The sequence below is a fragment of the Sinorhizobium sojae CCBAU 05684 genome, from assembly GCF_002288525.1.
GTDB lineage: Bacteria > Pseudomonadota > Alphaproteobacteria > Rhizobiales > Rhizobiaceae > Sinorhizobium > Sinorhizobium sojae.
In genome coordinates this window covers 2,488,660-2,515,119 of sequence record NZ_CP023067.1, presented here as the reverse complement: position 1 = coordinate 2,515,119, position 26,460 = coordinate 2,488,660, and the positions used below count along the sequence as shown (strand labels likewise).

Annotated in this window: 28 protein-coding genes; 20 read left to right on the top strand and 8 right to left on the bottom strand. The window is 61.5% G+C overall.

Going from position 1 to position 26,460, the window contains the following annotated elements:
- Window positions 1-31 precede the first annotated feature (31 nt).
- Both SJ05684_RS12350 and SJ05684_RS12345 read left to right on the top strand, forming a co-directional pair.
- A complete protein-coding gene (locus SJ05684_RS12350) occupies window positions 32-784 on the top strand; it encodes a Crp/Fnr family transcriptional regulator (RefSeq protein ID WP_034856578.1) in 753 nt (250 codons plus the stop codon).
- A gap of 87 nt (window positions 785-871) precedes the next feature.
- Window positions 872-1,258 (top strand): response regulator, encoded by a 387-nt coding sequence (locus SJ05684_RS12345; protein WP_034856475.1) that lies wholly within the window; start codon window positions 872-874, stop codon window positions 1,256-1,258.
- A 114-nt stretch (window positions 1,259-1,372) separates the two neighbouring features.
- Here the strand turns inward: SJ05684_RS12345 and cysQ are convergent, their stop codons facing one another.
- Window positions 1,373-2,152 (bottom strand): 3'(2'),5'-bisphosphate nucleotidase CysQ, encoded by a 780-nt coding sequence (gene cysQ / locus SJ05684_RS12340; RefSeq protein WP_034856477.1) that lies wholly within the window; start codon window positions 2,150-2,152, stop codon window positions 1,373-1,375.
- Between the two features lie 157 nt (window positions 2,153-2,309).
- Here cysQ and SJ05684_RS12335 point away from each other — a divergent pair, with 157 nt between their 5' ends.
- The 7 genes from SJ05684_RS12335 to SJ05684_RS12305 all read left to right on the top strand — a co-directional run bounded on the left by SJ05684_RS12335 (window position 2,310) and on the right by SJ05684_RS12305 (window position 8,179).
- The gene (locus SJ05684_RS12335) at window positions 2,310-2,540 is read left to right on the top strand and encodes a hypothetical protein (protein WP_034856478.1); all 231 of its coding nucleotides are present in this window, start codon (window positions 2,310-2,312) and stop codon (window positions 2,538-2,540) included.
- Between the two features lie 145 nt (window positions 2,541-2,685).
- On the top strand, window positions 2,686-3,588 hold the full coding sequence (locus tag SJ05684_RS12330; protein ID WP_034856479.1) for a branched-chain amino acid ABC transporter permease: 903 nt from the start codon (window positions 2,686-2,688) through the stop codon (window positions 3,586-3,588).
- A 4-nt stretch (window positions 3,589-3,592) separates the two neighbouring features.
- A complete protein-coding gene (gene livM, locus SJ05684_RS12325) occupies window positions 3,593-4,978 on the top strand; it encodes a high-affinity branched-chain amino acid ABC transporter permease LivM (RefSeq protein WP_034856480.1) in 1,386 nt (461 codons plus the stop codon).
- Entirely contained in the window at window positions 4,978-5,856 is an 879-nt protein-coding gene (locus SJ05684_RS12320; protein WP_034856481.1) for an ABC transporter ATP-binding protein, read from the top strand. The genes livM and SJ05684_RS12320 overlap by 1 nt, the downstream gene beginning before the upstream one ends.
- Window positions 5,853-6,578 carry an ABC transporter ATP-binding protein gene (locus SJ05684_RS12315; protein ID WP_034856482.1) on the top strand — a complete coding sequence of 242 codons (726 nt, stop codon included), beginning with the start codon at window positions 5,853-5,855 and terminating at the stop codon, window positions 6,576-6,578. The genes SJ05684_RS12320 and SJ05684_RS12315 overlap by 4 nt, the downstream gene beginning before the upstream one ends.
- A gap of 24 nt (window positions 6,579-6,602) precedes the next feature.
- Window positions 6,603-6,947, top strand: coding sequence for a DUF6867 family protein (locus SJ05684_RS12310; RefSeq protein WP_034856483.1), 345 nt, complete (start codon window positions 6,603-6,605; stop codon window positions 6,945-6,947).
- A 113-nt stretch (window positions 6,948-7,060) separates the two neighbouring features.
- Complete coding sequence (locus SJ05684_RS12305; protein WP_034856484.1) at window positions 7,061-8,179, top strand: branched-chain amino acid ABC transporter substrate-binding protein; 1,119 nt, start codon at window positions 7,061-7,063, stop codon at window positions 8,177-8,179.
- A gap of 298 nt (window positions 8,180-8,477) precedes the next feature.
- Here the strand turns inward: SJ05684_RS12305 and SJ05684_RS12300 are convergent, their stop codons facing one another.
- Entirely contained in the window at window positions 8,478-8,930 is a 453-nt protein-coding gene (locus SJ05684_RS12300) for a MarR family winged helix-turn-helix transcriptional regulator (RefSeq protein WP_034856486.1), read from the bottom strand.
- Between the two features lie 198 nt (window positions 8,931-9,128).
- Here SJ05684_RS12300 and SJ05684_RS12295 point away from each other — a divergent pair, with 198 nt between their 5' ends.
- The 11 genes from SJ05684_RS12295 (at window position 9,129) to ureG (ending at window position 17,689) form a co-directional block, all read left to right on the top strand.
- A complete protein-coding gene (locus SJ05684_RS12295) occupies window positions 9,129-10,124 on the top strand; it encodes an alpha/beta fold hydrolase (RefSeq protein WP_034856487.1) in 996 nt (331 codons plus the stop codon).
- Window positions 10,125-10,359: 235 nt separating this feature from the next.
- Complete coding sequence (locus SJ05684_RS12290) at window positions 10,360-11,193, top strand: urease accessory protein UreD (RefSeq protein WP_034856488.1); 834 nt, start codon at window positions 10,360-10,362, stop codon at window positions 11,191-11,193.
- A 27-nt stretch (window positions 11,194-11,220) separates the two neighbouring features.
- Entirely contained in the window at window positions 11,221-11,523 is a 303-nt protein-coding gene (locus SJ05684_RS12285) for an urease subunit gamma (protein WP_012066611.1), read from the top strand.
- Window positions 11,524-11,646: 123 nt separating this feature from the next.
- Window positions 11,647-11,952: an urease subunit beta gene (locus tag SJ05684_RS12280; RefSeq protein ID WP_034856490.1), complete on the top strand. Its 306-nt coding sequence runs from the start codon at window positions 11,647-11,649 to the stop codon at window positions 11,950-11,952.
- Window positions 11,953-11,986: 34 nt separating this feature from the next.
- Entirely contained in the window at window positions 11,987-12,634 is a 648-nt protein-coding gene (locus SJ05684_RS12275) for a hypothetical protein (protein WP_034856580.1), read from the top strand.
- A 3-nt stretch (window positions 12,635-12,637) separates the two neighbouring features.
- Window positions 12,638-14,350, top strand: coding sequence for an urease subunit alpha (gene ureC / locus SJ05684_RS12270; RefSeq protein WP_034856492.1), 1,713 nt, complete (start codon window positions 12,638-12,640; stop codon window positions 14,348-14,350).
- Window positions 14,351-14,632: 282 nt separating this feature from the next.
- Window positions 14,633-15,172: a peroxiredoxin gene (locus SJ05684_RS12265; RefSeq protein ID WP_034856496.1), complete on the top strand. Its 540-nt coding sequence runs from the start codon at window positions 14,633-14,635 to the stop codon at window positions 15,170-15,172.
- 297 nt (window positions 15,173-15,469) lie between these two features.
- Window positions 15,470-15,766, top strand: a complete 297-nt coding sequence (locus SJ05684_RS12260; protein ID WP_050980083.1) for a putative quinol monooxygenase — start codon at window positions 15,470-15,472, stop codon at window positions 15,764-15,766.
- Window position 15,767: 1 nt separating this feature from the next.
- Window positions 15,768-16,253 carry an urease accessory protein UreE gene (gene ureE / locus SJ05684_RS12255; RefSeq protein ID WP_034856498.1) on the top strand — a complete coding sequence of 162 codons (486 nt, stop codon included), beginning with the start codon at window positions 15,768-15,770 and terminating at the stop codon, window positions 16,251-16,253.
- The gene (locus SJ05684_RS12250; protein ID WP_034856500.1) at window positions 16,246-16,917 is read left to right on the top strand and encodes an urease accessory protein UreF; all 672 of its coding nucleotides are present in this window, start codon (window positions 16,246-16,248) and stop codon (window positions 16,915-16,917) included. The genes ureE and SJ05684_RS12250 overlap by 8 nt, the downstream gene beginning before the upstream one ends.
- Window positions 16,918-17,077: 160 nt before the next feature.
- Window positions 17,078-17,689: an urease accessory protein UreG gene (gene ureG / locus SJ05684_RS12245; RefSeq protein WP_034856502.1), complete on the top strand. Its 612-nt coding sequence runs from the start codon at window positions 17,078-17,080 to the stop codon at window positions 17,687-17,689.
- Between the two features lie 12 nt (window positions 17,690-17,701).
- Here ureG and SJ05684_RS12240 read toward each other — a convergent pair whose 3' ends face one another.
- The 6 genes from SJ05684_RS12240 to SJ05684_RS12215 all read right to left on the bottom strand — a co-directional run bounded on the left by SJ05684_RS12240 (window position 17,702) and on the right by SJ05684_RS12215 (window position 26,427).
- A complete protein-coding gene (locus SJ05684_RS12240) occupies window positions 17,702-18,382 on the bottom strand; it encodes a Crp/Fnr family transcriptional regulator (protein WP_034856504.1) in 681 nt (226 codons plus the stop codon).
- Between the two features lie 139 nt (window positions 18,383-18,521).
- On the bottom strand, window positions 18,522-21,833 hold the full coding sequence (locus SJ05684_RS12235; RefSeq protein ID WP_034856505.1) for an efflux RND transporter permease subunit: 3,312 nt from the start codon (window positions 21,831-21,833) through the stop codon (window positions 18,522-18,524).
- Between the two features lie 14 nt (window positions 21,834-21,847).
- Window positions 21,848-23,035 (bottom strand): efflux RND transporter periplasmic adaptor subunit, encoded by a 1,188-nt coding sequence (locus SJ05684_RS12230; protein WP_034856584.1) that lies wholly within the window; start codon window positions 23,033-23,035, stop codon window positions 21,848-21,850.
- Between the two features lie 520 nt (window positions 23,036-23,555).
- Window positions 23,556-24,548, bottom strand: coding sequence for an ABC transporter substrate-binding protein (locus SJ05684_RS12225; protein ID WP_034856506.1), 993 nt, complete (start codon window positions 24,546-24,548; stop codon window positions 23,556-23,558).
- 128 nt (window positions 24,549-24,676) lie between these two features.
- Entirely contained in the window at window positions 24,677-25,546 is an 870-nt protein-coding gene (locus tag SJ05684_RS12220) for an ABC transporter permease (protein WP_034856508.1), read from the bottom strand.
- Window positions 25,543-26,427 (bottom strand): ABC transporter permease, encoded by an 885-nt coding sequence (locus SJ05684_RS12215; protein WP_034856510.1) that lies wholly within the window; start codon window positions 26,425-26,427, stop codon window positions 25,543-25,545. Before SJ05684_RS12215 ends, SJ05684_RS12220 begins: the two co-directional genes overlap by 4 nt.
- Window positions 26,428-26,460 lie beyond the last annotated feature (33 nt).

Sequence of the window (26,460 nt, the reverse complement as noted above, 5' to 3'; positions counted from 1 at the left end):
TCGCAAGGTGCCAAGCCGCCGTGAGCATCCGATGGCAACTGAAGACAAGTTCAGCAAGGGAACGCCATGCGAGATCTGTCCCCTGCGCCCGCTCGAGATCTTTCGTCCGTTCAAGCACGAGGAGCTTGCCTTCGTAGCGAACTTCAAGATCGGCGAACGATCGGTCGAAAGCGGGGGAACCATCCTGTCGGAGGGAGAGCGGAGCGAGCATCTCTTCACGGTGCTATCCGGCTGGGGATTTCGCTACAAGGTGCTCAAAGACGGGCGGCGACAGATCCTGAACTACGTCATGCCCGGAGACATGGTCGGATTGCAGGGCACCCTCATGGGTGAGATGCAGCACTCGATCGAGGCGCTTTCGCCCGTCACCCTCTGCGTGTTCAAGAGGACTGGACTGGAGCAGCTCTACAGGCAGCACCCCGATCTTGCCTATGACATCACCTGGATCGCCGCACGCGAGGAACGCATCCTGGACGAAAACCTGTTGAGCATCGGTCGGCGCTCCGCACTCGAGAGGGCCGCCTATCTTCTCGCCTTTCTCTATCAGCGCGCGGCCACGCTGCAGGTCTTTAGAGGCGGCCGCAACGCCATTCCGATTTCGCAACAGCATGTCGCCGATACGCTCGGCCTTTCGATCGTACATACCAACAAGACCCTGCGGAAGCTCGCCGGACGCGATTTCATCCGTTGGGCGGACAGGGGCTGCGAAGTCCGGGATATCCGGGGCCTACTTCGCCTGGCCGGTTGGGAAGGGTTCAGCGAACCGAAACGGCCGCTCATCTGAAGGCGCGGTATGTCTTTTTTAAATGCCAAGTGCCGGTACTATATCCTATAGGTACTGGTTGGCTTCCAGAACGGCATGGGAACGTATATGACGGGCGATGAAAATGCGGCGACGATCCAGTCGGTTCTTGTCCTGGAGGACAATTTTCTAATTGTCATGGACATGGAGGAAATGCTCGCTGCATTGGGCGTCACCGAGGTCTACACCGCCACCACAGCGGATAGAGCGATGGAAATCGCAACCGAGCACCCGATTGATTTCGCCATCCTCGATATCAGGCTCGGTGACGAGACGAGTTTCACCGTTGCGGAAGCGCTCATAGCGCGGGGCATCAAAGTCGGCTTTACCAGCGGCTGCGGCGAGATATTGCCCTTGCCCAACCATCTGCGCGATGTACCCCGGATCGAAAAGCCCTTCACCGAGGGGTCGCTCAGCAGCCTCATTGCTGCTGCTCTCCGATCGCGCTCGCCCTGACCGCCGATTGCCCTAGAGCGCGTCGCGATCAAATGTATTCGGGCGGCGCGTTTTAGGTCCTTGTTTTGTGCATGTCGTTGGCCCAAACCGCTGCACACTTCTGGGCGACATGCATTAGCGCGGCTTCGCGCGCGAAATGAACCAGGGGTTGGCGAAGTCGCTGTCGTTCGGCTGGTTGCGTTTGCCATAGGCCAGTGGCTGGCCTGCCACGGTCAGCGTTTCACCGCCCGCGGCTCTCAGGATAGCGTCGCCTGCGGCGGTGTCCCACTCCATGGTGCGGCTGAAGCGCGGATAGAGGTCGGCGTGCCCCTCGGCCAGCAGGCAGAATTTCAGCGACGAGCCGATCGCCTCGCACTCGGTGATGCCCTGCTCGGCGAGATAGGCAACAGTTTCGGCACTGCCGTGCCGTCGGCTCGCAACGGCGACCGCCCGGTCCGGTATGTGCCGGCAGCCGATCCGGCCCCAGCCGCCGGCGATTCGGCCGTCCTCGACCATCGCCTTTCTCGCCTGTCCGTCGCTTGCCGCATAGATGACACCAAGCGCCGGCGCATAGACGACGCCGGCGACCGGCTCAGCGTTTTCGATGAGGCCGATATTCACCGTGAAATGGATATCGCGATCGACGAATTCCTTCGTGCCGTCCAGTGGGTCGACGAGAAAGAAGCGCCGCCCGGCTATGTCGGGGACATTTCCCGCAGCGACGGATTCTTCGGCAATCACCGGGATGTCGGGGAAGGCGGCGGCGAGGTCGGCAAGGATGATGCGCTCGGCGCGATGGTCGGCGTCGGTCACGGGTGAGGTATCTGCCTTGTAGGTCACGGCAGGGCCGGCATCGTAGACTTCCAGGATCGCCTGTCCGGCGGCGATCGCCGATCTTTCCAATATCTCGAGCATTCTCTTACCGTTCCTGCTTGCCCTGCCGTCTCGCGTTAGAAAGACGGCGGCTGTCCTTCAGCGCCGCGCGCCTTGCCAGACGCGCGAAGGTCGCCATAACACTTTGAACTGCTGCATGTCTTTGTCCTTAAGCGAGGTCGATCTAAGGAGACATGCAGTGAATGAGCAAAGCGGCTTCTTCACGGTGACCGGCCACGCATCCGGCGCGGCATTTTTCCGCGCTTCTATCTTTCAGACGCGTGAAGTTCGTGTAAAGATCGGCAATAGAGGACCATCGCTTGCCCGCGTCCTCGGAGGCTCACGCCATTTTCGCGGGCAAGATGATGAATTCGCAAGCGAATGCTGCATCTTTTTTGATTTTTGGCTGGCTAAGAGGGCGCCGAATTGATTTTTCGCGGAAGAATCCGCAATTCGCGCAATTTTTAGCTTTCATTTTTGATCGAAAGAGGTATGAAATCGCCGCAGAGCATGCTCATGAGTGATAACTAATAACAAGAGGCCGGACCTATGGGATCTGGTCCAGGGGAAGATTGATGGAGTACTTCGTCCAGCAGCTCGTCAATGGGCTGACGCTTGGGTCTATTTATGGTATGATCGCCATCGGTTATACCATGGTCTACGGCATCATCGGCATGATTAACTTCGCCCATGGCGATATATTCATGCTTGGCGGCTTCGCTGCGCTGATTATTTTCCTGCTGCTTACCTCTTTCTTCGCAGGTATTCCGGTTGTGCTTGCGCTTCTGCTGATGATGATCGTCGGTATGCTTACGGCGGCGCTTTGGAACTGGACCATTGAGCGGGTTGCCTATCGCCCGTTGCGCGGGTCCTTCCGGCTGGCGCCGCTGATCACGGCGATCGGCATGTCGATCGTCCTGTCGAATTTCATCCAGGTGACGCAGGGCCCGCGCAACAAGCCGATTCCGCCGCTCGTCTCCTCGGTTTACGAGGTGTTCGGCATCACGGTATCGCTGAAGCAGATCATTATCGTCGTCATCACTGCGGTTCTTCTGTCGGTATTCTGGTACATCGTCAACCGCACGCCGCTCGGTCGCGCGCAGCGCGCCACGGAGCAGGACCGGAAGATGGCGGCGCTGCTTGGCGTCGACGTCGACCGAACCATTTCCGTGACGTTCATCATGGGTGCGGCGCTCGCCGCGGTCGCCGGTACGATGTACCTCATGTATTACGGCGTCGTCGTCTTCACGGATGGCTTTGTGCCGGGCGTCAAGGCCTTCACGGCCGCCGTTCTCGGTGGCATCGGTTCGCTGCCGGGCGCCGTTCTGGGCGGGCTGCTGATCGGCCTGATCGAGGCGCTGTGGTCGGCCTATTTCACCATCGACTACAAGGATGTCGCGACCTTCTCGATCCTCGCGATCGTCCTGATTTTCAAGCCGTCCGGCATTCTCGGACGACCGGAAGTCGAGAAGGTATAATTCAATGGCAAATATTGCTTCTACGACTGCAAGCGCCGGCACTGAGGTGACGGCGCGGGCCCTGCGCGAGGCCGTTTTCGCGGGGCTTATCACGCTCGGACTGTTCTTCCTCTTCGTCGGTCTCGAAACCGACCAGAACATCCGTAACGAGCTCGTTCTCAGGCAGCGCTGGGGACTGCTGGCCGCGTTCGTCGCCGTCGCCACGGTCGGCCGCTTCCTGATCGTTGCCTATGTCCAGCCCTGGTTTGCTCAGCGGAAGGCCGCGAAGGTGGCGGCACCTGCGATTGCGAAGGGCGAAAGCTTCTTCAGTCGCAATTTCACCAATATCGCGATCGTCGCTCTGGTGCTTTATCCGCCGGTCATCGTCGCTCTCGTCGGCGTCCAGGGTTCGCTGAAGTGGGTGGATAACTTCGGCATCCAGATCCTGATCTATGTGATGCTCGCCTGGGGCCTCAACATCGTCGTCGGCCTCGCCGGCCTTCTCGACCTCGGCTATGTCGCCTTCTATGCAGTCGGCGCCTATTCCTATGCGCTGCTCTCCAGTTATTTCGGCCTGTCCTTCTGGGTGCTGCTGCCGGTCGCCGGCATTCTCGCGGCCCTGTGGGGCGTGATCCTCGGATTCCCGGTTCTGCGCCTCAGGGGCGACTACCTGGCGATCGTGACGCTGGCTTTCGGTGAAATCATCCGTCTCGTGCTGATCAACTGGACCGAGGTCACCAAGGGCACGTTCGGCGTTTCCGGCATTGCCAAGGCAACGCTGTTCGGCATCAAGTTCGATGCGTCCAAGGATGGCTTTGCGGCCCTGTTCGACCTGCCGATGTCTTCGGCCTACTACAAGATCTTCCTGTTCTATCTGATCCTCGCGCTGGCGCTGCTGACCGCGTACGTCACCATTCGACTGCGCCGGATGCCGATCGGCCGGGCCTGGGAAGCGCTTCGCGAGGATGAGATCGCCTGTCGGTCGCTCGGCATCAATACGGTCACGACGAAGCTGACGGCTTTTGCGACGGGTGCCATGTTCGGCGGCTTTGCGGGGTCCTTCTTCGCTGTCCGCCAGGGCTTCGTCTCGCCCGAATCCTTCGTGTTCCTGGAATCGGCGGTTATCCTTGCCATCGTCGTTCTCGGTGGCATGGGCTCGCTGACCGGTATCGCGATCGCGGCCGTCGCGATGATCGGCGGCACGGAAATCCTGCGCGAACTCACTTTCCTCAAAGAAGTCTTCGGGCCGACCTTCACGCCTGAACTCTACCGCATGCTGATCTTTGGCCTGGCCATGGTCGTCGTCATGGTCTGGAAGCCGCGCGGCTTCGTCGGATCGCGCGAACCGACCGCATTCCTCCATGAGCGAAAGGCCGTCTCCGGCAGCTTCACCAAGGAAGGGCACGGCTGATGGCCCTCGAGACAACGACAATGACAACAGACCCCATTCTCAAGGTCGAGCACCTGTCGATGCGTTTCGGCGGTCTCATGGCTATCAACGACTTCTCTTTCGAGGCCGCGCGGGGCGAGATCACCGCCCTGATCGGCCCGAACGGGGCAGGCAAGACGACGGTGTTCAACTGCATCACCGGCTTCTACAAGCCGACCATGGGCATGATCACCATGAGGCAGAGGTCCGGCAGCGAGTTCCTGCTGGAGCGCCTGCCGGATTTCGAAATCGCCAAGCGCGCCAAGGTGGCACGTACCTTCCAGAACATCCGGATGTTCTCGGGCCTGACGGTTCTCGAGAATCTGCTGGTGGCGCAGCACAACAAGCTGATGCAGGCTTCCGGTTTCACCATCCTTGGCCTCTTGGGCTTCCCGGCCTATCGGCAAGCCTCCAAGGAGTCGATCGAGTTTGCCAAGCATTGGCTCGAGATGGCATCGCTCATCGACCGCGCCGACGATCCGGCGGGCGATCTGCCTTATGGTGCGCAGCGGCGGCTCGAAATCGCCCGCGCCATGTGCACAGGGCCGGAATTGCTGTGCCTCGACGAACCGGCCGCCGGTCTTAACCCGCGCGAGTCGCTCGCCCTCAACGGCCTGCTGCAGACCATTCGCGGCGAAACAGGGACGTCCATCCTGCTGATCGAGCACGACATGTCGGTGGTGATGGAGATTTCTGACCACGTGGTGGTGCTGGAATACGGGCAGAAGATTTCCGACGGCAATCCGGATTACGTGAAGAACGATCCGAAGGTCATCGCAGCCTATCTGGGCGTCGAGGACGAAGAGGTTGAAGAGGTGATCGAAGAAATCGAAGCCGAGCAGGGAGGCATGACGCAATGACTGCTCCGCTCTTGAATGTAAGAGGTGTCGAAACCTATTACGGCAACATCCGGGCGCTCTCCGGCGTCGACGTTGAGGTCCACCGCGGGGAAATCGTCTCGCTGATCGGTGCCAACGGCGCCGGAAAGTCGACGCTGATGATGACGATCTGCGGCAGCCCGCAGGCGCGCACCGGCTCCGTCGTCTTCGAGGGACAGGACATCACGCGCATGCCGACGCACGAGATCGCCCGTCTTCGGATCTCCCAGTCTCCGGAAGGGCGTCGGATCTTTCCGCGCATGACAGTTCTGGAAAACCTCCAGATGGGCGCGAGCCTCGACAATCTGAAGCACTTCAAGGAAGACGTGGAGAAGGTCTTCGCGCTCTTCCCGCGCCTCAAGGAGCGGCAAGTGCAGCGCGGCGGGACGCTATCCGGCGGCGAGCAACAGATGCTGTCGATCGGCCGGGCGCTGATGGCGCGGCCGAAGCTGCTGCTGCTCGACGAGCCGTCGCTCGGCCTTGCGCCGCTGATCGTCAAGGGCATTTTCGACGCGATCAAAAAGCTCAACAAGCAGGAGGGGCTGACCGTCTTCCTGGTGGAGCAGAATGCATTCGGTGCCCTCAAGCTTTCCGATCGCGCCTATGTGCTGGTCAACGGCAGGGTGACGATGAGCGGGTCGGGCAAGGAACTGCTCGCCAACCCGGAAGTTCGCGCCGCCTATCTCGAAGGCGGCCGCCATTGATGCGCCGCGCCTGGAGTTAACAAGATGCAGGGAATTCTCTACGAAGAAGCGTCGGTCTGGCAGTTTCTGTTCATCACCTGTGCCATCGGCGGCTGGACAGCCTGGAGGACGGGCAAGAGCGTCGCCGAGAACTGGCAGTCCTTTCAGCGGCTGCTGACCTATGTGGCGCTGCTCGGTTTCGCAATCCGCTTCGTGCATCACGCACTTTTCGGAGGAACGATGTTCAGCTTGCAATACTATATCGTAGACACGGTCGTGCTTTTGTTGTTTGCTACCGCTGGTTTCCGGTATTACCTGACCAAGCAAATGGCAAACAACTATTATTGGCTTTACGAAAAAGCCTCGCCTTTCTCCTGGAAGGCCAAATAAGGGAACAGCATGTGCCGGTCCAAACGGCCGGTGCGAAGGATCACCGGCGCAAGAATAGTGGGCATTGCGCTGGCTTTGAAATGAGACCCGCTCGACAATTTGGGAGTAACAAGATGAAAAAGTCTCTTCTGTCGGCTGTGGCGCTGACCGCGATGGTCGCCTTCAGCGGCACCGCGTGGGCCGATATTCTTGTCGGCGTCGCTGGTCCGCTGACCGGCCCGAATGCGGCCTTCGGCGCCCAGCTCCAGAAAGGTGCGGAGCAGGCTGCTGCCGACATCAATGCGGCAGGCGGCATCAACGGGGAACAGGTCAAGATCGTGCTCGGCGACGATGTTTCCGACGCCAAGCAGGGTGTTTCGGTTGCCAACAAGTTCGTCGCCGACGGCGTGCAGTTCGTGATCGGCCACTTCAACTCGGGTGTTTCCATCCCGGCGTCGGACATCTACGCTGAAAACGGCATTCTGCAGATCACCCCGGCTTCGACCAACCCGCAGTTCACCGAGCGGGGTCTTTGGAACACGTTCCGCACCTGCGGCCGTGATGACCAGCAGGGCGCGGTTGCCGGCGCTTATATCGCCTCCAACTTCAAGGACGCAAAGATTGCCGTCGTTCACGACAAGACGCCTTATGGGCAGGGTCTTGCCGACGAAACCAGGAAGGCAATGAGCGAAGCCGGCGTCAACGAGACGCTCTATGAGGGCATCAACACCGGCGACAAGGACTTCTCTGCACTGATCGCAAAGATGAAGGAAGCTGGTGTATCGGTCGTCTATTACGGCGGCCTGCACACGGAAGCGGGCCTAATCATGCGCCAGATGAAGGATCAGGGCCTGCAGGCAACCTTCATGTCGGGTGACGGCATCGTGTCCAACGAACTGGCCTCGATCGCCGGCGATGCGGTTGACGGCACGCTGATGACCTTCGCTCCGGATCCGCGCAAGAACCCGGCCGCACAGGAACTCGTCGAGAAGTTCCGCGCTGCCGGCTTCGAGCCCGAAGCCTACACGCTCTACTCCTATGCGGCGCTTCAGGTGATCGCAGAGGGTGCCAAGGCGGCCGGCGGCAACGACCCGCAGGCCGTTGCCGAAGCCATCAAGGCCAACGGCCCGTTCCAGACCGCGATCGGCGAACTCAGCTTCGACGAGAAGGGCGACATCACGCGCCCGGACTACGTCATGTACACCTGGAAAAAGGGTGACGACGGCAAGTACAGCTACTTCCAGAACGAGTAGTCCTCGTCTGGAATAGTCAAGTGAAGGGCCCGGCAACAAAGCCGGGCCTTTCTGTTTTGGTACGCCCTCCGGGCCTTGCGGCAATATTGAGGTGCTTACCGCAAAATTTGCCGCGTCCGAGAAGGGCTGCGACGGGTATTCTCCGGCGCACGGCGGTTTCCTCAACGCTGATGAGATCACCGTGGATGGCGGGTCCGGACGGCTCGACATCCCAGAGCGTCAGTTCAGACCCGCTGCGGTCGCTGTAACTCTCTAATCCGCGCATCGGCTTTTCGAGAATCGGTTCGGATTTCTAGGGCTAACGCAACAACGATGTGCGGAGCGCCGCGATTTCCCGCTTGAGCCGGGTCATCTCGGCCGGCTCCATTCCTGTCGCCTCGACAATTCCGTTTGGAACGGCGCTTGCTTTTTCCCTGAGAGCGGAGCCGGTGTCGGTGAGGCGGACACGGACTTGCCGCTCGTCGGTCCTGTCGCGAACCCTGGAAATATAGCCCACTGCTTCCAGCCGCTTCAGCATGGGCGTGAGCGTGCTCGATTCAAGGAAAAGCTTTTCGCCAAGGCTGCCGACGGTCTGGTCGTCCTTTTCCCAAAGCACGACCATGACCAGGTACTGCGGATAGGTGAGCCCTAGCTCGTCAAGCAGCGGCTTGTAGACACGCGTGAAGGCGTGATTCGCGGAATAGATGGCGAAGCACAGAAAATCGTCGAGCTTCATCACTTCATCGGACGAGGGGGTATCTGCCTTTGCCATGGCTTTCTTCCAAATGTTGAGGCACCTAAAGTAAGTCGTCCGCGATATAATCGCAAGGTATTGACAACGCGATTCCCGTTGGAATAAATATCGTGCACGATCTAATAGAAAACGATTTGTCTGGGTGAGGGGATGGTGCGCGGCCTGAGTTCATTTATATCGCGCACGATTAAATCGCCTACATCAAGGAGCAGTTACATGACCTACGTTCAAACACGGACGATTACTGATGGCGTTTCCAGGCGTATTATCCTGGCCAGGGCGCTGGGTGCCGCGAGCGCGGCCGCAGCTCTCTCCGTGACCAATCCAGCAACGGCGGCGCACGCCGTAACTTCACCAGAAGGCCAAGGAGCAAAGACCATGGGCAGTCGCATTCTCACCCGTGACGGCGTCGAAATCTATTACAAGGACTGGGGCCCGCAGGACGGTCCAGTGGTGATCCTCAGCCACGGCTGGCCATTGTCGTCCGATAGTTGGGAGGCGCAGGCCTTCCACCTTGCCAGCAACGGCTTTCGCGTCGTCACCCATGATCGTCGCGGCCATGGCCGGTCCAGCCAGCCCTGGGACGGCAACGACATGGACCACTATGCCGACGATCTTGCCGAACTGATCAAGCAATTGGACCTGAATAATATATTCCTCGCCGGCTTTTCGACCGGTGGCGGCGAAATCGCCCGCTATATCGGCCGGCACGGCACGGGGCGTGTCGCCAAGGCGGGGCTGATCGCGGCCGTTCCGCCGCTGATGGTGAAGACCGAGAGCAATCCGGGTGGTCTGCCCAAGGAAGTGTTCGATGGCCTGCAGGCCGCCAGCCTTGCCGACCGTTCGCAGCTCTACAAGGACATTGCGTCGGGTCCGTTCTTCGGCTTCAACCGGGCCGGCGCAAAGCCCTCCCAGGGCATGATCGACAGTTTCTGGCTGCAGGGCATGACGGCCGGCCACAAGAACACCTATGATTCGATCGTCGCCTTCTCACAGACGGATTTCACCGAGGACCTGAAGAAGTTCGACGTGCCGACGCTCATCATCCATGGCGACGACGACCAGATCGTGCCGATCGACGCCGCAGGCCGCGCCTCAAAGAAGCTCATCCCGCATGCGGTGCTGAAGGTCTACTCGGGCGCTCCGCATGGCATCACCGACACGCATAAGGACGAACTCAACAAGGATCTTCTGGAATTCGCACGGTCTTGATCGTCGCCATGCACGGGGTCGAAGGAGGGCCCTGACGAGGGGCCCTCCTTTCGGCGAAAGCGGCGGCCGAACCGAGGCCGTATTGTGCTCTGCTTGAACTTGGTCGAGGCGCCGTTGTCGTGGATGGAGATTTTGCTTGGGAAACAGTCGCTTGACTTTGGTCACGCGGTTTCCGACGATGGCGGATCAAGGGATTGCGCGCGGGTCGCGCGCCGACAGGAGAACATCCGAGACATTGACCGAGGCGGCAAACATCGCTCCGCAAAGGGCGTGGGGAAAGGGACGGCTGGTCGCCAAATCACAAGGGGGACGCACGCGCATAGCCGAGCTCTACCAGGAAGGCTGCGCCAAGATCCGCCTGCCGAAGACCTTCGACGGCTCCATGGAAGCGGTGCTCATCAACTCGTCAGGTGGCGTCACGGGCGGCGACCGTCTGAACTGGGCCTTCGAGGCGGGCGAGGGGACGAGGCTCACTTTGACGACGCAGGCCTGCGAGAAGATCTACAAGGCAAGCGCCGGCACCGCAGCGATCGAGACGCGCCTATCGGCCGCGGCCGGCGCTCGTGTCGACTGGCTGCCGCAGGAAACGATCCTCTTCGATCGGGCCTCGCTGTCGCGCGCGCTCGAGATCGACCTGGCGAGCGATGCCGTGCTTCTCGCCGTCGAGGCGGTGCTGCTTGGGCGCAAGGCAATGGGCGAGGCGGTGCATGCCGGCCTCTTTCGCGATCGCTGGCGCGTAACGAGCGGCGGCAAGCTGATCCACGCGGAAGATCTGACGCTCGCCGATGAGATTGCCCGACTTGCCGCACGCCCCGCCGTTCTCTGCAGCGCGCCCGCGTTCGCGACGCTCCTCTATGTGGCGCCGGATTGCGAAGCGGTGCTTTCGACGCTGCGCGCAGCACTCGCAAGGGTGGCGGGAGCGGGCGTAAGCCACTACAGGGTCGGCGAGCGCGACAAGCTGGTTGCTCGCGTGGTTGCCGCCGATGGCTTCGAACTCAGAAAAATCCTTGTTCCGCTCATTTCGCACTTGCGTAAGGACGCATCTGTGCCGAAAGTCTGGACTCTCTGATCCTGCAATAAACCCGGATGGCGACGCATGAATCTCACTCCGCGCGAAAAAGACAAGCTGTTGATTTCAATGGCGGCAATGGTCGCACGCCGGCGTCTGGAGCGGGGCGTCAAGCTCAATCATCCGGAGGCGATCGCCCTCATTACCGACTTCGTCGTCGAGGGCGCGCGCGACGGCCGCTCCGTTGCCGAACTGATGGAAGCGGGTGCGCATGTGCTTACCCGTGACCAGGTGATGGAGGGCATTGCCGAGATGATCCACGACATCCAGATCGAAGCGACGTTCCCGGATGGGACGAAACTGGTCACGGTCCACGAACCTATCCGTTAATGCATGTCGCCCAAAAGTGTGCAGCGGTTTTGGGACAACGACATGCATAAAGACAAAGATCCAAAGCGCGTTGCACGAATACGATAAACGCGGTGCTTTAGCGGCGTTTGAGGGGAGAACGGCATGATACCAGGGGAAATCATCGCAGCCGCCGGCGATATCGAGCTCAATGCCGGTCTTGAGACCGTCACCCTCGAGGTCTCCAATTCCGGCGACCGGCCGGTGCAGGTCGGCAGTCACTATCATTTCGCGGAAACCAATCCGGGCCTGCTCTTCGACCGCAGGGCCGCGCATGGCATGCGCCTTGACATTCCGGCCGGTACGGCGGTGCGCTTCGAGCCGGGCCAGACCCGGCAGGTCACGCTGATCCCACTGTCCGGAAAGCGCGAAGTATTCGGCTTCCGTCAGCAGGTGATGGGCAAGCTTTGAAACGCGGCTGCGTTTTGCCGGGAGATAGATGTCGATGAGCGGCCGCGTCATCATGATCGTGGGCAATGGCGAGGTGCCGGAAGGCGCCGCTGCCGCGATCGATGCCGCCGACCTGGTGATCCGGTTCAACGATTGCCGCTCTACCGGCAAAGGTGGCAGCAAAACGGACATTGTCGCCGTCTGCAACACAGGTCGGCCGGCGCTCGCAATGCTCGGCGGCGGCCGCTGGAAGACGAGCGAACCGGTGCGGCAGGCGCGCGAGATCTGGAGCGTGCGCTCCGGCGCGAGGTTTGCCGCCATGCGGGCTCGTCTTGCCACGACGCACCCAGATCTCGACGACTTCTGCGATGACTATACGGCCGGCTTCGAGAGCTTCGCGCGTGCGACCGGGCGTAAACACCGCGTCATTCCCGCAGAGACGCAGGATCGGCTGGAGCGCGATCTTTCGCGCTTCGAACCCTCTCGTTACGTCGTTCCGTCGAGCGGCCTCGTTGCCATCGCCGACATTCTCTTGAACGGCGCCTCGAGCAGCGACCACTTCGTGCTTGCCGGCTTCGGCCATAGCGGCTGGGTGTGGCACCCCTTCGCGGCCGAGCGTCGCTATGTCGATGCGCTCGCTGCCGATGGCCGCCTTCACCGCCTCGATCAACCCATTTCGTCAGACCTGCCCCAAGGAGCCTGAACCATGTCCTACAAAATGTCGCGTGCGGCCTATGCCAACATGTTCGGTCCGACCGTGGGGGACAAGGTGCGGCTTGCCGATACGGAGCTCTTCATCGAGGTCGAGAAGGACTTCACCACCTATGGCGAAGAAGTGAAATTCGGCGGCGGCAAGGTCATTCGCGACGGTATGGGCCAAAGCCAGGTGACGCGCGCCGCCGGCGCCGTCGACACGGTCATCACCAACGCGCTCATCGTCGACCACTGGGGCATCGTGAAGGCCGATATCGGCCTCAAGGACGGGCGCATCGCCGCCATCGGCAAGGCCGGTAATCCGGATACCCAACCGGGCGTGAACATCATCGTCGGCCCGGGCACCGAGGCGATCGCCGGCGAGGGCAAGATCGTCACGGCAGGCGGTATGGACGCCCATATTCACTTCATCTGCCCGCAGCAGATCGAAGAGGCGTTGACGAGCGGGCTGACCTGCATGCTTGGCGGGGGCACGGGGCCGGCGCATGGAACGCTCGCCACCACCTGCACGCCGGGACCCTGGCACATCGCCCGGATGATCGAAGCGGCGGAGGCCTTTCCGATGAATCTCGCCTTTGCCGGCAAGGGCAATGCCTCGCAGCCGGGCGCGCTCGTGGAAATGGTGATGGGCGGCGCCTCGGCGCTCAAGCTGCACGAGGATTGGGGCACGACACCGGCGGCGATCGACTGCTGCCTCTCGGTCGCCGACGAATACGACGTGCAGGTGATGATTCACACCGACACGCTGAACGAGAGCGGCTTCGTCGAGGATTCGCTCGCGGCAATCAAGGGGCGGACGATCCACGCCTTCCACACGGAAGGGGCGGGCGGCGGCCATGCGCCGGACATCATCAAGATCTGCGGCCAACCGAATGTCATTCCCTCCTCGACCAACCCGACGCGGCCCTACACGCTCAACACGGTGGCGGAGCATCTGGACATGCTGATGGTCTGTCATCACCTGTCGCCCTCGATCCCCGAAGACATCGCCTTTGCCGAGAGCCGTATCCGCAAGGAGACGATCGCGGCGGAGGACATCCTTCACGATATCGGTGCCTTCTCCATCATCTCCTCCGACAGTCAGGCCATGGGGCGCGTCGGCGAGGTGGCGATCCGAACCTGGCAGACCGCCGACAAGATGAAGCGGCAGCGCGGGCGGTCGAAGGAAGAGACGGGCGACAACGACAATTTCCGCGTCAAGCGCTACATCGCCAAATACACGATTAACCCGGCGATCGCCCATGGGTTGAGCCACGAGATCGGTTCGCTCGAGGCCGGCAAGCGCGCCGATCTCGTTCTCTGGAATCCGGCCTTCTTCGGCGTGAAGCCGGATATGGTGCTGATTGGCGGCACGATCGCCGCGGCTCCGATGGGCGATCCGAACGCCTCCATCCCGACTCCGCAGCCGGTGCATTATCGACCGATGTTCGGCGCCTATGGCAAGAGCCTCACCAATTCCTCCGTCACCTTCGTCTCGCAGGCCTCGCTCGATGCCGGCCTTGCGGGCAAGCTCGGCGTCGCCAAGGAGCTCGTCGCGGTCCAGAACACCCGCGGGGGCATCGGCAAGGCGGCGATGATCCACAACAGCCTGACGCCCCATGTCGAGGTCGATCCCGAGACCTACGAGGTCCGTGCCGATGGGGAGTTGTTGACCTGCGAACCGGCAACGGTGCTGCCGATGGCGCAGCGCTATTTCCTGTTCTGAGTGCTGTGGGTTCCATCGATGCGACTGAAGCGTGCGGCCCAACCTTCAAAACGGTCTGTGAAACCCGCTGCCGATTACGCGCGAGCTTTCCCTCAGCTATTAAAACTGAGCGTTTCCCGGCGTGAGCCATGCGTCCTTCGCAAGGCTGCCATGCAGCCTTGAATCGGCGCTTTGATGCTGCACTGCAGCGCAAACTCCTGTAGGAAGGGCGCTCGCTTTCCGCCGGCCAGCGTTTCTCCTCCAAGACCTGACGCAGCCGGCAGCAATTCGAAGGAGATCATGATGCTCGGCAGAAAAGTTCCTGCAGTAACCTTCCGCACCCGCGTTCGCGACGAATCCGTCGGCGGCTCCAATCCATTCCGTTGGCAGGAGGTCGCCTCAGATGACTACTTCGCCGGAAAGCGTGTCGTCCTCTTCTCGCTGCCGGGCGCCTTCACGCCGACCTGCTCGACCTACCAGCTTCCGGATTTCGAGAAGCTCGCACCGGAGTTCCGTGCGCTCGGCATCGATGAGATCTATTGCATCTCGGTGAATGATGCCTTCGTAATGAATGCCTGGGGCAAGTCGCAGGGCCTCGAAAGCGTCAAGCTCATTCCGGACGGCTCGGGTGAATTCACGCGCAAGATGGGCATGCTGGTCGCCAAGGACAATCTCGGCTTCGGCATGCGCTCCTGGCGCTATGCCTCCGTCATCAACAATGGCATCGTCGAGCAATGGTTCGAGGAAGAAGGCTATTCCGACAATTGCGATAGCGATCCCTACGGCATCTCCTCGCCGCAAAATATCCTTGCGGCACTGAAGTCGCAGAAGATCGCCGCCTGATCGATTAACCCGGTCCGGAACAAGGCCCCGGCTGCCGCAAGCAGGTTCTTGAAAGTCCTTTGGATTTTCGCCTCCTCGCTGGCGCCGGGCCTTTTATTGTGAATTCTAAGAAATCAGCGCAGAATGCAGGCGGAAAACCGCGCACATTCTTCCGCATCCCGCGCTAGCGCGGGATGCGCTCACATGCATTCTTACAACCGCTCTGTCTGTTGTTTTTTGCCGCATGTGTGCGACGCCAGCTGTTTCCAGCTGACTGCAAAATGCTTAGAGTGCCAAGCCAAAACGGTGAGGGGCTCAATGGTTTACGTTATCGCACATCTGAAGGCGCATGCGGGAAAGGGCGATGAGGTCGCAGCCCTTGCAGCGCCATTGATCGAGGCCACGCGCCAGGAGGCGGGCTGCATCAGCTATGACCTCTATCGAAAGGCAGACAAAGCGGACACGCTCGTGTTCGTCGAAACCTGGGCGAGCCGCGCGGCGTTCGACGCGCATTTCGCCGAGCCGCATCTGAAGGCATTTCAGGCGGGGATGGCGGATCGTCTTGCCGAGGCTCGCATCGAGGTCGTTCATCCGGAAAAGGTCGAGGAAATCTGACGTGCCCTATCGCTCGACCGAAGTCCTTTCGTCCAGCGCCGTCGATCGGGCGCCGCTTCACCGCGTGACCCTGACGCATGACCAGAGGCACCTGCGTCGCAAGCTTCTGCACCTCGAAAACGACGACGTGGTGATGCTCGATCTGAAGGAGCCGGTGATGCTAGCGGACGGCGATCTCCTGGTGCTGGAAGGCGGCGGTTATATCGAGGTGAAGGCGGCGGAAGAAGACCTTTACGAAATACGGCCGCGCGACAGGCTGCACCTGATCGAGCTTGCCTGGCATCTCGGCAACCGGCACCTGCCGGCGGCGGTGGAGGAGGGGCGGATCCTGATTGCCCGCGATGCCGTCATCCGCGCGATGCTCGAGGGCCTCGGCGCGGCGGTGAGCGACGTGGTCGAGCCGTTCCAGCCCTTGCGGGGCGCCTACCATGGAACGGGCGGCCACCATCATCATGGGCACCACGGCGATCACCACCATTATGGCTGAACGCGCCGATACACAGGCGCTGATCCGCCTCGTCACCTGGCTTTCTCCTGCCTTTCCGGTCGGCTCCTTTTCCTATTCCGGAGGCTTGGAGCAGGCGGTTCATGACGGCCTGGTGACAGGCGCCGAAGACCTTGAGCTTTGGCTGGAGACGCTCATGCACCGGGGAGCAGCCTGGAACGACGCGCTGCTGCTGGCTGAGAGCTACAGGAGCCATGGGGATGCGAAGCGCTTGCGGGCGGTCGCCGAGCTGGCGGAGGCGCTCGCCGGTTCGCGCGAACGGCATCTGGAGACGATGCTTCTCGGTGGCGCTTTTCTCGCGGCTTCCGGCCATTGGCCGCATCCGGTACTCGAAACGCTGGGCCCCGAGGCCGCCTATCCAGTGGCCGTGGGTGCGGTTGCCGGGGCACACGGGACAGGCCTTGAACCGGCAATCGCCGCCTATCTTCACGCAAACGCCTCCAACGCCGTCTCGGTCGCCATACGCTGCGGCGTCACAGGCCAACGCGGCGGCGTCGGCGTACTGGCGGGACTGGAGCAGGCGATCGCGACTGTTTCGGCGCGCGCCGCACGCGGCTCGCTCGACGATCTGGGGTCGGCGACAATCATGGCCGATATCGTGTCCTTAAGACACGAAACCTTGCATTCGCGTCTGTTTCGTTCTTGATGCCTGTGCCACATGCACGGACACAAAGCCTTATGCGTGCCTCCTTTAAGATCGACCTCGATTTAAGGACAAAGATATGCAGCAACGCGAAGTGCTAGAGCGACGCTTGCGCGTCTGATGAGACGCGCGGCGCTGTGGGTGTTGGGAAAGGATATAAGACATGCCATCGAAGAACGGTCCTCTTCGCGTCGGGATCGGCGGTCCGGTCGGATCCGGCAAGACGGCGCTGACGGAAAAGCTCTGCAAAGCGATGCGCGAGAAATATTCCGTCGCCGTCGTCACCAATGACATCTACACCAGGGAAGACGCCGAGGCGCTGGTGCGCATGCAGGCGCTCTCCTCGGAGCGGATTGTCGGCGTCGAAACCGGCGGCTGCCCGCACACGGCAATCCGCGAGGACGCCTCGATCAATCTGCAGGCGATCGCCGAGCTCAACCGCCGCATTCCCGACCTCGACATTGTCTTCATCGAATCGGGCGGCGACAACCTCGCGGCCACCTTTTCGCCCGATCTGGCGGATTTGACGATCTACGTGATTTCCGTCTGCCAAGGCGAGGAAATCCCGCGAAAGGGCGGGCCGGGCATCACAAAGTCCGATCTGCTTGTGATCAACAAGAAGGACCTTGCCCCTTATGTCGGCGCAGATATCGACGTGATGGAGCGCGATGCGGCGCGGATGCGCGCGCAAAAGCCCTTCGTATTCTCAGATATGAGGCGCGGGGACGGCATCGAAAGGATCGTCGAATTCCTGACGGTGCACGGCGGCCTCTGAGCCGGCTGCGCGTCAGAACTCCTCGAGGGCCTGGCGGTCGCGAATTTCGATCACCCGTCCTTTCACGATCACGCCGGACTGGCGCAGCATCGAGAAGGCGCGCGAAAGCGCCTCCGGCGCTAGACCGAGCTTGCCGGCGAGCACGGTCTTCTGGAACGGCAGCCGGAAGGAGAAGGTCTCAGAGCCGTTCGGGCAATGGCTGAGGATATAGTTGGCAACCCGTTGCGGCGCCGTCAGCAGCCGATCATCCGCGAGGCAGTCCTCCGTCATCTTGCCATGATGGCAGACGATTTCGAGGAGCGCCTGGGCGACGTCCGTTTCTTCGGCGGCAAGCTGTCTGAGCCGGCGGCTCTCGAAGCGCGCTACGATCGATGGCTCCGCGGCCTGCGCATTTGCGGTCGCGCGATGGTTCAGGAACATAGCATTGACCCCGAACATATCGCCGCGCTGGAAGACGGCGACATCGGCCTCGCGGCCGTCCTTGCCGAGGCGGTAGAGCCGCACGAGACCGGAGAGGACGAAGTACACCTCGTCGATCCGCTCCTGTTCCCTAAACAGCACGTCGTGCTCCTCATATGTGGAGACTGTCGTGTCTTCGAGAATTGCCTCCCCCGTCGCCCGTGGCAGCCGCGAGAAAAAGCGAGAGTTGAGGAGAATGGCCCTGTCGTTTGAGGTCAACCGCAATGTCTTCATACAGCTCGTCCCGAAAAAGTCAGGGATGAGCCTAGCGGTCCGGGCGGCGCCGGAAATTGACCTTGATCAAACAAAATCGCGAAAGTGTCCGCACCTTCGCCCCTGCGCGTCTGAAAAGACGCGCGGCGCTGCAGCGGGACTATTCGGCCGCGAGCGCCGGATGGTTGATGACCCTGCGGTCGGACCTGCCCCGCCGTTCCGCCTCCAGCGCGTTGAGGCGCTCCTCCAGGCTTTCGATCGTGCTGCCCTGCTCGGCGGCGAGCTTGCTCAGGGCCTCGCGGTCAAGCGGCAGGACTTCCTCGTCCTTTTTGCCGACGAAGTGGCCGAAGATCCAAGCGAGCAGCCGCGACAGGTCGTCCATGATCAGGAAAAAGGAGGGGACGACGACGAGGCTCAAGACCGTCGACACGATGATGCCGCCGATCACCGCGATCGCCATCGGCGCACGGAAGGAACCGCCTTCGCCGACACCGAGCGCCGAAGGCAGCATGCCCGCGGACATGGCGATCGAGGTCATGACGATCGGGCGGGCTCGCTTGCGGCCGGCCTCGACCATCGACAGCGTCCGGTCCATGCCGTGGTGCATCATCTCGATGGCGAAATCGACGAGCAGGATCGCATTCTTGGTGACGATGCCCATCAGCATCAATATGCCGATGAGAACGGGCATTGACAGCGCGTTCTGCGTCAGGATCAGGCTCGCCGCCACGCCTCCAATTGCGAGCGGTAGCGAGAACAGGATCGTGAAGGGCTGGATCACGTCCTTGAACAAAAGGATGAGCACGACCAGCACCATCATCAGGCCAAGCAGCATGGCATTGCCGAAGCTTTGCTGCATCTCCGCCTGGACCTCCGCGTCGCCGCTTTCCAGGAACTGGACGGTGGAGGGGAGCTCTGCCTCGGCGGCGATCTGCTTGAAGCGGGCCGATGCCGTGTCGAGAGCGACGCCGATCGGCAGGTCCGCTCCGAGCGCAACCACCCGATAGCGGTCGTACCGCTTGATCGAGCTCGGGCCCTCCGAATAGTCGATATCCGCGACGCTCGACAGCGGAACCATGGCCCCGGAGGCGGTCTTAACCTTGAGATTTCGGATTGCCGCCAGGTCGCTGCGGAAATCGCGATCAAGCTGCACCCGGATCGGGATCAGACGCCCATCGAGCGCAATTTTCGTGAGCTGCGCGTCGACGTCGCCGATCGTGGCGACGCGGATCACCTCCGAAATCTGCGCCGTGGTGATGCCGAGACGGGACATCTGCTCGTCGCGCGGGCGGATTTGAAGTTCCGGTCTTGGCAGGGCGCCGTCGGGGCTCACATTGGCAAGGAGTGGATCGCTGCGGAGCTTCGCTTCGAGCACCGCGACCGCCTTGTCCAGATCCGCCTCGTTGTTGGATAGCAGGTTGAACGAGAGATCACGCTCGCCGCGGTCGTTCAGCTTGATGACACGGACATCCGGGATGGACTGCAGCCGCGCGAAGATTTCTTTCTCGATCTGCGACTGCGGTTTGGTGCGGCCTGCGGGCGGCAGCTTCGGCAGATATTCGCCGATCAGCGGCATGCCGCCGATCACGTCATTGACGATCCTGTTGACGAGCGAGTGGTCGAGCTTCTCAAGGAGCACGGTCACCGCCGCGCGCCGGAGCTCGAGATCGCCCTTCGGCGACGCGCCGCCGAGCACGAAGACGTTCTCGACGCCGTCGATATCCTTGATCCGGTTGTAGATCTCGGTGGTGGTCCGATCCGTATCCTCGAGCATCGCATCCGGCGGCAGCTCGATCGACAGGCTGACGCGCGAATTGTCCTCCGGCGGCAGGAAGCTGCCCGGCACGAAGAGGATGAGGGCGATCACCGAGCCGACCGAGAGGACAATTGCGGCAAGCAGCGTGGAATAGCGCGTGTACCATGCCTTCGTGGTGAATTGCACGAGACGCGTGTACTGGCGCATCATGAAGCCTTCGTCGCCGTGATGGCCGCCCACGTCCGTCGGCTGCATCAGATAGGCCGCCATCACCGGCGTGATCAGGCGCGCCACCATAAGCGAAAAGAAGACGGCCACGGCTACCGTCAGGCCGAACTGGATGAAGTATTGCCCAGGAATTCCCGGCATGAAGGAGACGGGCACGAAGACGGCGATGATCGTGAAAGTCGTGGCGATGACCGCAAGGCCGATCTCATCCGCGGCTTCGATCGCAGCGCGATAGGGCGACTTGCCCATCTTGATGTGCCGCTCGATGTTCTCGATCTCGACGATCGCATCATCGACCAGGATGCCGGTCGCGAGCGTCATGGCGAGGAAGCTCACGAGGTTCAGCGAGAAGCCCAGGAGTTCCATCACCCAGAAGGTAGGAATGGCCGAAAGCGGCAGCGCGACGGCGGCGATCAGCGTTGCCCGCCAATTGCGCAGGAACAGCATGACGACTATGACGGCGAGCAGCGCGCCTTCCATCAGCGTGTGGATGGCGGCCTCATAATTGCCGTAGGTGAAATAGACCGAATCATCGACCATTTCGATGGTGACGTCCGGATGTTTTGCCCGGATCCCGTCCAGCGTCTCGGCGACCGTCTCGGCCACTGTCACTTCGCTCGCGCCCTTAGCACGGAAGACGGCGAAGGTCACGCCGGGATGGCCATTGAAGCGCGAGAAGGATTTCGGCTCCTCGTAGGTGTCGGTCACGGTACCGAGTTCCGAGAGGCGCACGAAGCGGCCATTCGACAGGGAGATCATCGTGTCGGCGAGGCTTGCCACGTCGCGCGTGTCGCCGAGCGTGCGGATCGCTTGTTCGCTGCCGCCGACCTGGCCGCGGCCGGAGCCGAGATCGAGATTCATGCGGCGGAGCTGTTCGTTGACCTCGGCGGCGGAGATGCCGAAGGAATTCAGCCGGTCCTCGTCGAGTTCGACGCGGACTTCGCGGTCGGAGCCGCCATAGCGGTCGACGCGGCCGATGCCGCTCTTGCCCTGTATCTCGCGCTTGATCGTGTCGTCGACGAACCAGGAGAGCTCTTCGAGCGTCATGCCCGGTGAGGAAACGGAAAAGGTCTGGATCGCCTGGCCTTCGACGTCGACCTTCGACACGATCGGCTCGTCGATCGTCGTCGGAAGATCGCCGCGAATGCGGTCGATCGCGTCCTTGACGTCCTGAACCGCCTGGGTCGTCGGCACTTCCATGCGGAAGATCACGGCGATGGTGGACGTGCCGTCGGTGATGGTCGATTGAATATGGTCGACGCCCGAGATGCCGGCGACCGCGTCCTCGATCTCCTTGGTGACCTGGGTTTCGAGCTCGGCGGGCGCCGCGCCGCTCTGGGTCACCGCGACCGAGACGATCGGCACGTCTATATTCGGGAAACGGGTGATCGGCAGCGAATTGAAGGACTGCCAGCCGAGCACGACGAGCACGACAAAGGCCAGGATCGGCGCGACCGGATTACGGATGGACCAGGCGGAGAAGTTCATGGTCTCGATTCCCGTCAATTGGTTGTCGGTTGCGCCGGTTCGACCGGATTGATGCGATCGCCGTCGCGAACATAGGCGCCAGCCTTCGCCACCGCCTGTTCGCCCGCCTCAACGCCGGAAAGGATTTCGACGAACTGTCCGTCCTGGATGCCGGTCGTCACCGGAACCAGGTGCACGACGCCATCCTCGACCTTGCGGACGATCGATTTGCCATCCTCGGAGGTAATTGCCGTTTGCGGCAAGACCACCGCCTGTTTCTGCTCGACGGTGATGACAGCGCTCGCATACATGCCTGCACGCGCCTCAGTCATATCGGCGAGCGTGATGTGGACGGTGCCGAGACGCGTTTGAGGATCCACCGTCGGCGCGATCAGGCGGATCTTGCCGTCAACCGTCGTGCTGCTGCCGGCAAGCTTCACCGCTGCGGGCTGGCCGACGGCAAGCTTGAGGATGTCGGCCTCGGTAACATCGGCCTTCATCTCGATGGCGCCGTCGCGGATGATTGCGAAAAGCGGCTCGCCACTGCCGCTGGCAATCGCACCGATCTTGGCATTCTTGGCCGAGATCACACCGCTTACCGGTGCCTTCACTTCCGTGCGGGCAAGTCGCAGGTTCACATCCTCGACCTGCGCCTGAACGACCTTGATGTCGGCGGCCGCAACGCTCACCGACTGCTCGGCCGAGCGGACGCGGGCGCGCGCGGCTGCGGCGAGAGCCTTCAGCCGGTCGGCCTCCGCCGTCGATACGGTGCCGTTTGTCGAAAGCTGCTCGGCGCGTTCGGCGACGCGCGTCGCCTCTTCGGCATTGGCCGTCGTTTCGGCGAGTTGAGCACGATATTGCGCAACCGCGGCCTCCGCCTTGGCAAGATTGGCTTCGAGTTCGCTCTTCTGCAGGAGCAGAGCATCGTCGTTGAGCACGACGAGCGTGCTGCCTTTCTCGACCCGGTCGCCGACATCGACATTCAGCGAGCGGATGGAAAGCCCGTCCACCAACGGGGAAACATAGGTCTCCTCGACCGCCTCGATCGAACCGGTTGCGAGGACGCGATCACTGATCGCCCGCTCCGCGGCCTCGGTGACGACGATCGACGGCAATATTTGTTCCTGCTGCGGTTTTGCGGCTTCCTCGGCCGAGGCTGCAGAGAATGGGCTGAGTGCAATCGCTGCGAAGGCGCCGAGAAGAGGAAGAAATGTCTGAGTCATCGGCCTATTGTCCCAACCCGAAAAGAAATCATCCTCGCTCGTCAATCGCAGGGCAAAGCGCTTATCTGTTCCTCGCGCCTTTGCCGGCCATGCCGTCGGATGCCCGTGCGGCCGCGATATCGAATTCCTTCCGACCGATCAGCATCACGGCCGGTCATTCTGCCCGCGGTCTTTCAGACCACACAGGACACGGTGACACTCTGAACTGCCGCGTGGTTGTCCTCGGATCGGCTTCCACATCGACGAAGCATGTAATTGGGAGAAATTTCCCCCGGAGGGCAAGAAGAGAGAATAATCAGCTCCCCTGCGCCGGTCCTCCAACCAAACGTTGCGGTCTATGTAATCTTCGCAGCAAACGCTTACAAGGGCGGCGAAAAAGATGGTGCCTCAATATTTTCTAGCCGCAAGGCGCTCCAAACGCAATACCGGCACAACCTATGAGGCAAGTTTGACAGCCGAAGCGGGATAGCAGGTAAGCGCGGGGCGGCCGCCGCGCGCTTACCTCATTCGGTAGGAACGGTCACTTCAAGGCTTCGTCGGTGATCTCATGCGTCCAGGCGCCTTCCGGCTCCTTCGAGATGACCGGATCGGAGCCGCCTGCGAGCAGGGATTCGACCGTGCGCTTGTAGTCGGCCTCGTCAAGGGCGCCGTTCGAGCCCGCGGTCAACTTGGCAATTTCGCCCATCATGCGCTTCTGGTGCTCCTCCGTCTGGGCGCCGGTCGAGTCGTTCTCGAGCACGATTTCGGCCGCTTCATCCGGATTTTCCTCGGCATATTTCCACCCCTTCATCGAAGCGCGGACGAACTTCACCATTTTCTCCTTGAAAGCCGGATCCTTGAGCTTGTCCTCAAGCACGTAGAGGCCGTCTTCGAGCGTGGCGACACCCTGGTCCTCGTATTTGAAGGTAACGAGATCCTCCGGCTTGATGCCGGCGTCGATGACTTGCCAATACTCGTTATAAGTCATCGTCGAGATGCACGCCGCCTGTTTCTGAATGAGCGGATCGACGTTGAAACCCTGTTTGAGGACCGTCACGCCGTCCGGGCCGCCGTCGGTCGGTATGTTGAGATGCGCCATCCAGGAGAGGAAGGGATATTCATTGCCGAAGAACCAGACGCCGAGCGTCTTGCCCTTGAAGTCTTCCGGAGTTTCAACGCCGGACTCCTTGAGACAGGTCAGCATCATGCCGGACTTCTTGAAGGGCTGGGCGATATTGACGAGCGGCACGCCCTTTTCGCGCGTTGCGAGCGCGGAAGGCATCCAGTCTACGATGACGTCGGCGCCACCGCCGGCGATCACCTGCGCCGGTGCGATGTCCGGGCCACCCGGCTTGATCTCGACGTCGAGACCCTCTTCCTCGTAGAATCCCTTGTCCTTGGCGACGTAATAGCCCGCGAACTGGGCCTGAGTCACCCACTTCAGCTGCAGAGTGACCTCGTCGGCGGCATAGGCGTGGAAAGCGGCGAGCGAGACGACGCCGGCTGCCAGCAAAGATGCGAGTTTCTTCTTCATGTCAGTTCCCTGTTATCGTTGCTTCATTGTCAGAGCGGGATGCGTGTTTTCCGACCGCACCCCGCTCCAAACGTTAGAATGGATCACGTTTATGATTTTGGGTCGGCTTGACCCAAAATCATCGTGATCTAGCCCCGGCCACTGCGGATGGACGGATGCCAGAACGTGACGGCCCGCTCGACCAGCGCAACCGTCCCGTAAAAGGCGGAGCCAGCCACCGCCGCGACGGCGATTTCGGCCCAAACCATGTCGACGTTCATGCGGCCCACTTCCGTGGAGATCCGGAAGCCCATGCCGACAATGGGCGTCCCGAAGAACTCGGCCACGATGGCGCCGATCAGCGCCAGCGTGGAGTTGATCTTGAGCGCGTTGAAGATGAAGGGCCAGGCGGCCGGCAGCCGCAATTTGACCAGCGTCTGCCACCAGCTGGCCGCGTAGGTGCGCATCAGGTCGCGTTCCATATGGCTGGCGGCGGCAAGTCCCGAGACGGTGTTCACGAGCATCGGGAAGAAGGTCATGATCACGACGACCGCGACCTTCGACTGCCAGTCGAAGCCGAACCACATCACCATGATCGGTGCGACGCCGATGACGGGGAGGGCGGAAACGAAATTGCCGAGCGGCAGCAGGCCCTTCTGCAGGAAGGGCGAGCGGTCGATCAGGATTGCTACCAGAAAGCCGAGGCCGCAGCCGAGCGCATAACCAGTCAGCACGGACTTCAGGAAGGTCTGCCGGAAATCGGCCGCGAGCGTGGGAACGGAATTCACCAGCCTTTGCCAGATCATCGACGGGGCCGGCAGCAGTACCGACGGGATGCCGAAGCCACGGACAATGCCCTCCCAGAGGACGAGAATGGCGATGCCGAATAGCAACGGCACCGCAAAGCGCGCAAGGTTGCTGACCGTGCGGTTCTCGAAATGCTGGCGGACCAGCCATTCGTTTATTGCCCAGGCGATGAGCCAGAAGGCAATCGCGCCGGCGAGAGCGGTCACATTCATGGCTTGGCTCCCATGCGTTTCAGCACGGCCGTGTGCGCCAAGCCGACGATCATGACGAGGACGGCGGCAAGCGCTGCCGCCATGAACAGGGCCGCCCAGATCTGCACCGTCTGGCCATAATAGGAGCCGGCGAGCAGGCGGGCGCCCAGTCCGGCCACTGCTCCCGTCGGCAGCTCGCCGACGATGGCCCCGACGAGGGAGATGGCGACCGCGACCTTGAGCGAGGTGAAGAGGAAGGGCATCGAGGAGGGCCAGCGTAGCTTCCAGAAGGTCTGGGCCGGCGATGCATTATAGGTATGCATCAGGTCGAGCTGGATCGTTTCCGGGCTGCGTAACCCCTTGACCATGCCGACGACTACCGGGAAGAACGAGAGATAGGTGGAAATCAGCGCCTTCGGCAGTAAGCCGGCAATGCCGATCGCATTGAGGACGACGATGATCATCGGCGCGATCGCCAGGATCGGGATCGTCTGGCTGGCGATCACCCAGGGCATCAGCGAGCGATCCATTGCCCGGTTATGGACGATGCCGACTGCGAGAAGAATGCCGAGTGCCGCGCCGATCCCGAAGCCGAGAAGGGTCGCCGAGAGCGTGATCCAGGCGTGATATACGAGGCTGCGTTTCGACGTGATCGCCTTGTTGACGGTTGTGTCCCAGATCTCGGCGATCACCTGGTGCGGCGCCGGCAGAACCGGGCGCTCCTGTTCCATGGTGTTGTGGACGAGATCGGACAGGGCGATTTCCGTTCCGGCTCGCGCTGCCGTGTCGCGCTCGAAGGGCGCGTTGAGGAAGACGACGGCGACATACCAGACGGCGATCAAAAACAGGACGACGGTGGAGATGGGGAGGAGTTTGTCGCGGAAGAGGTTTTCTTGGCGCATCTCAGGCCTGCTCCTCTTTGATGAAGCGGGCGA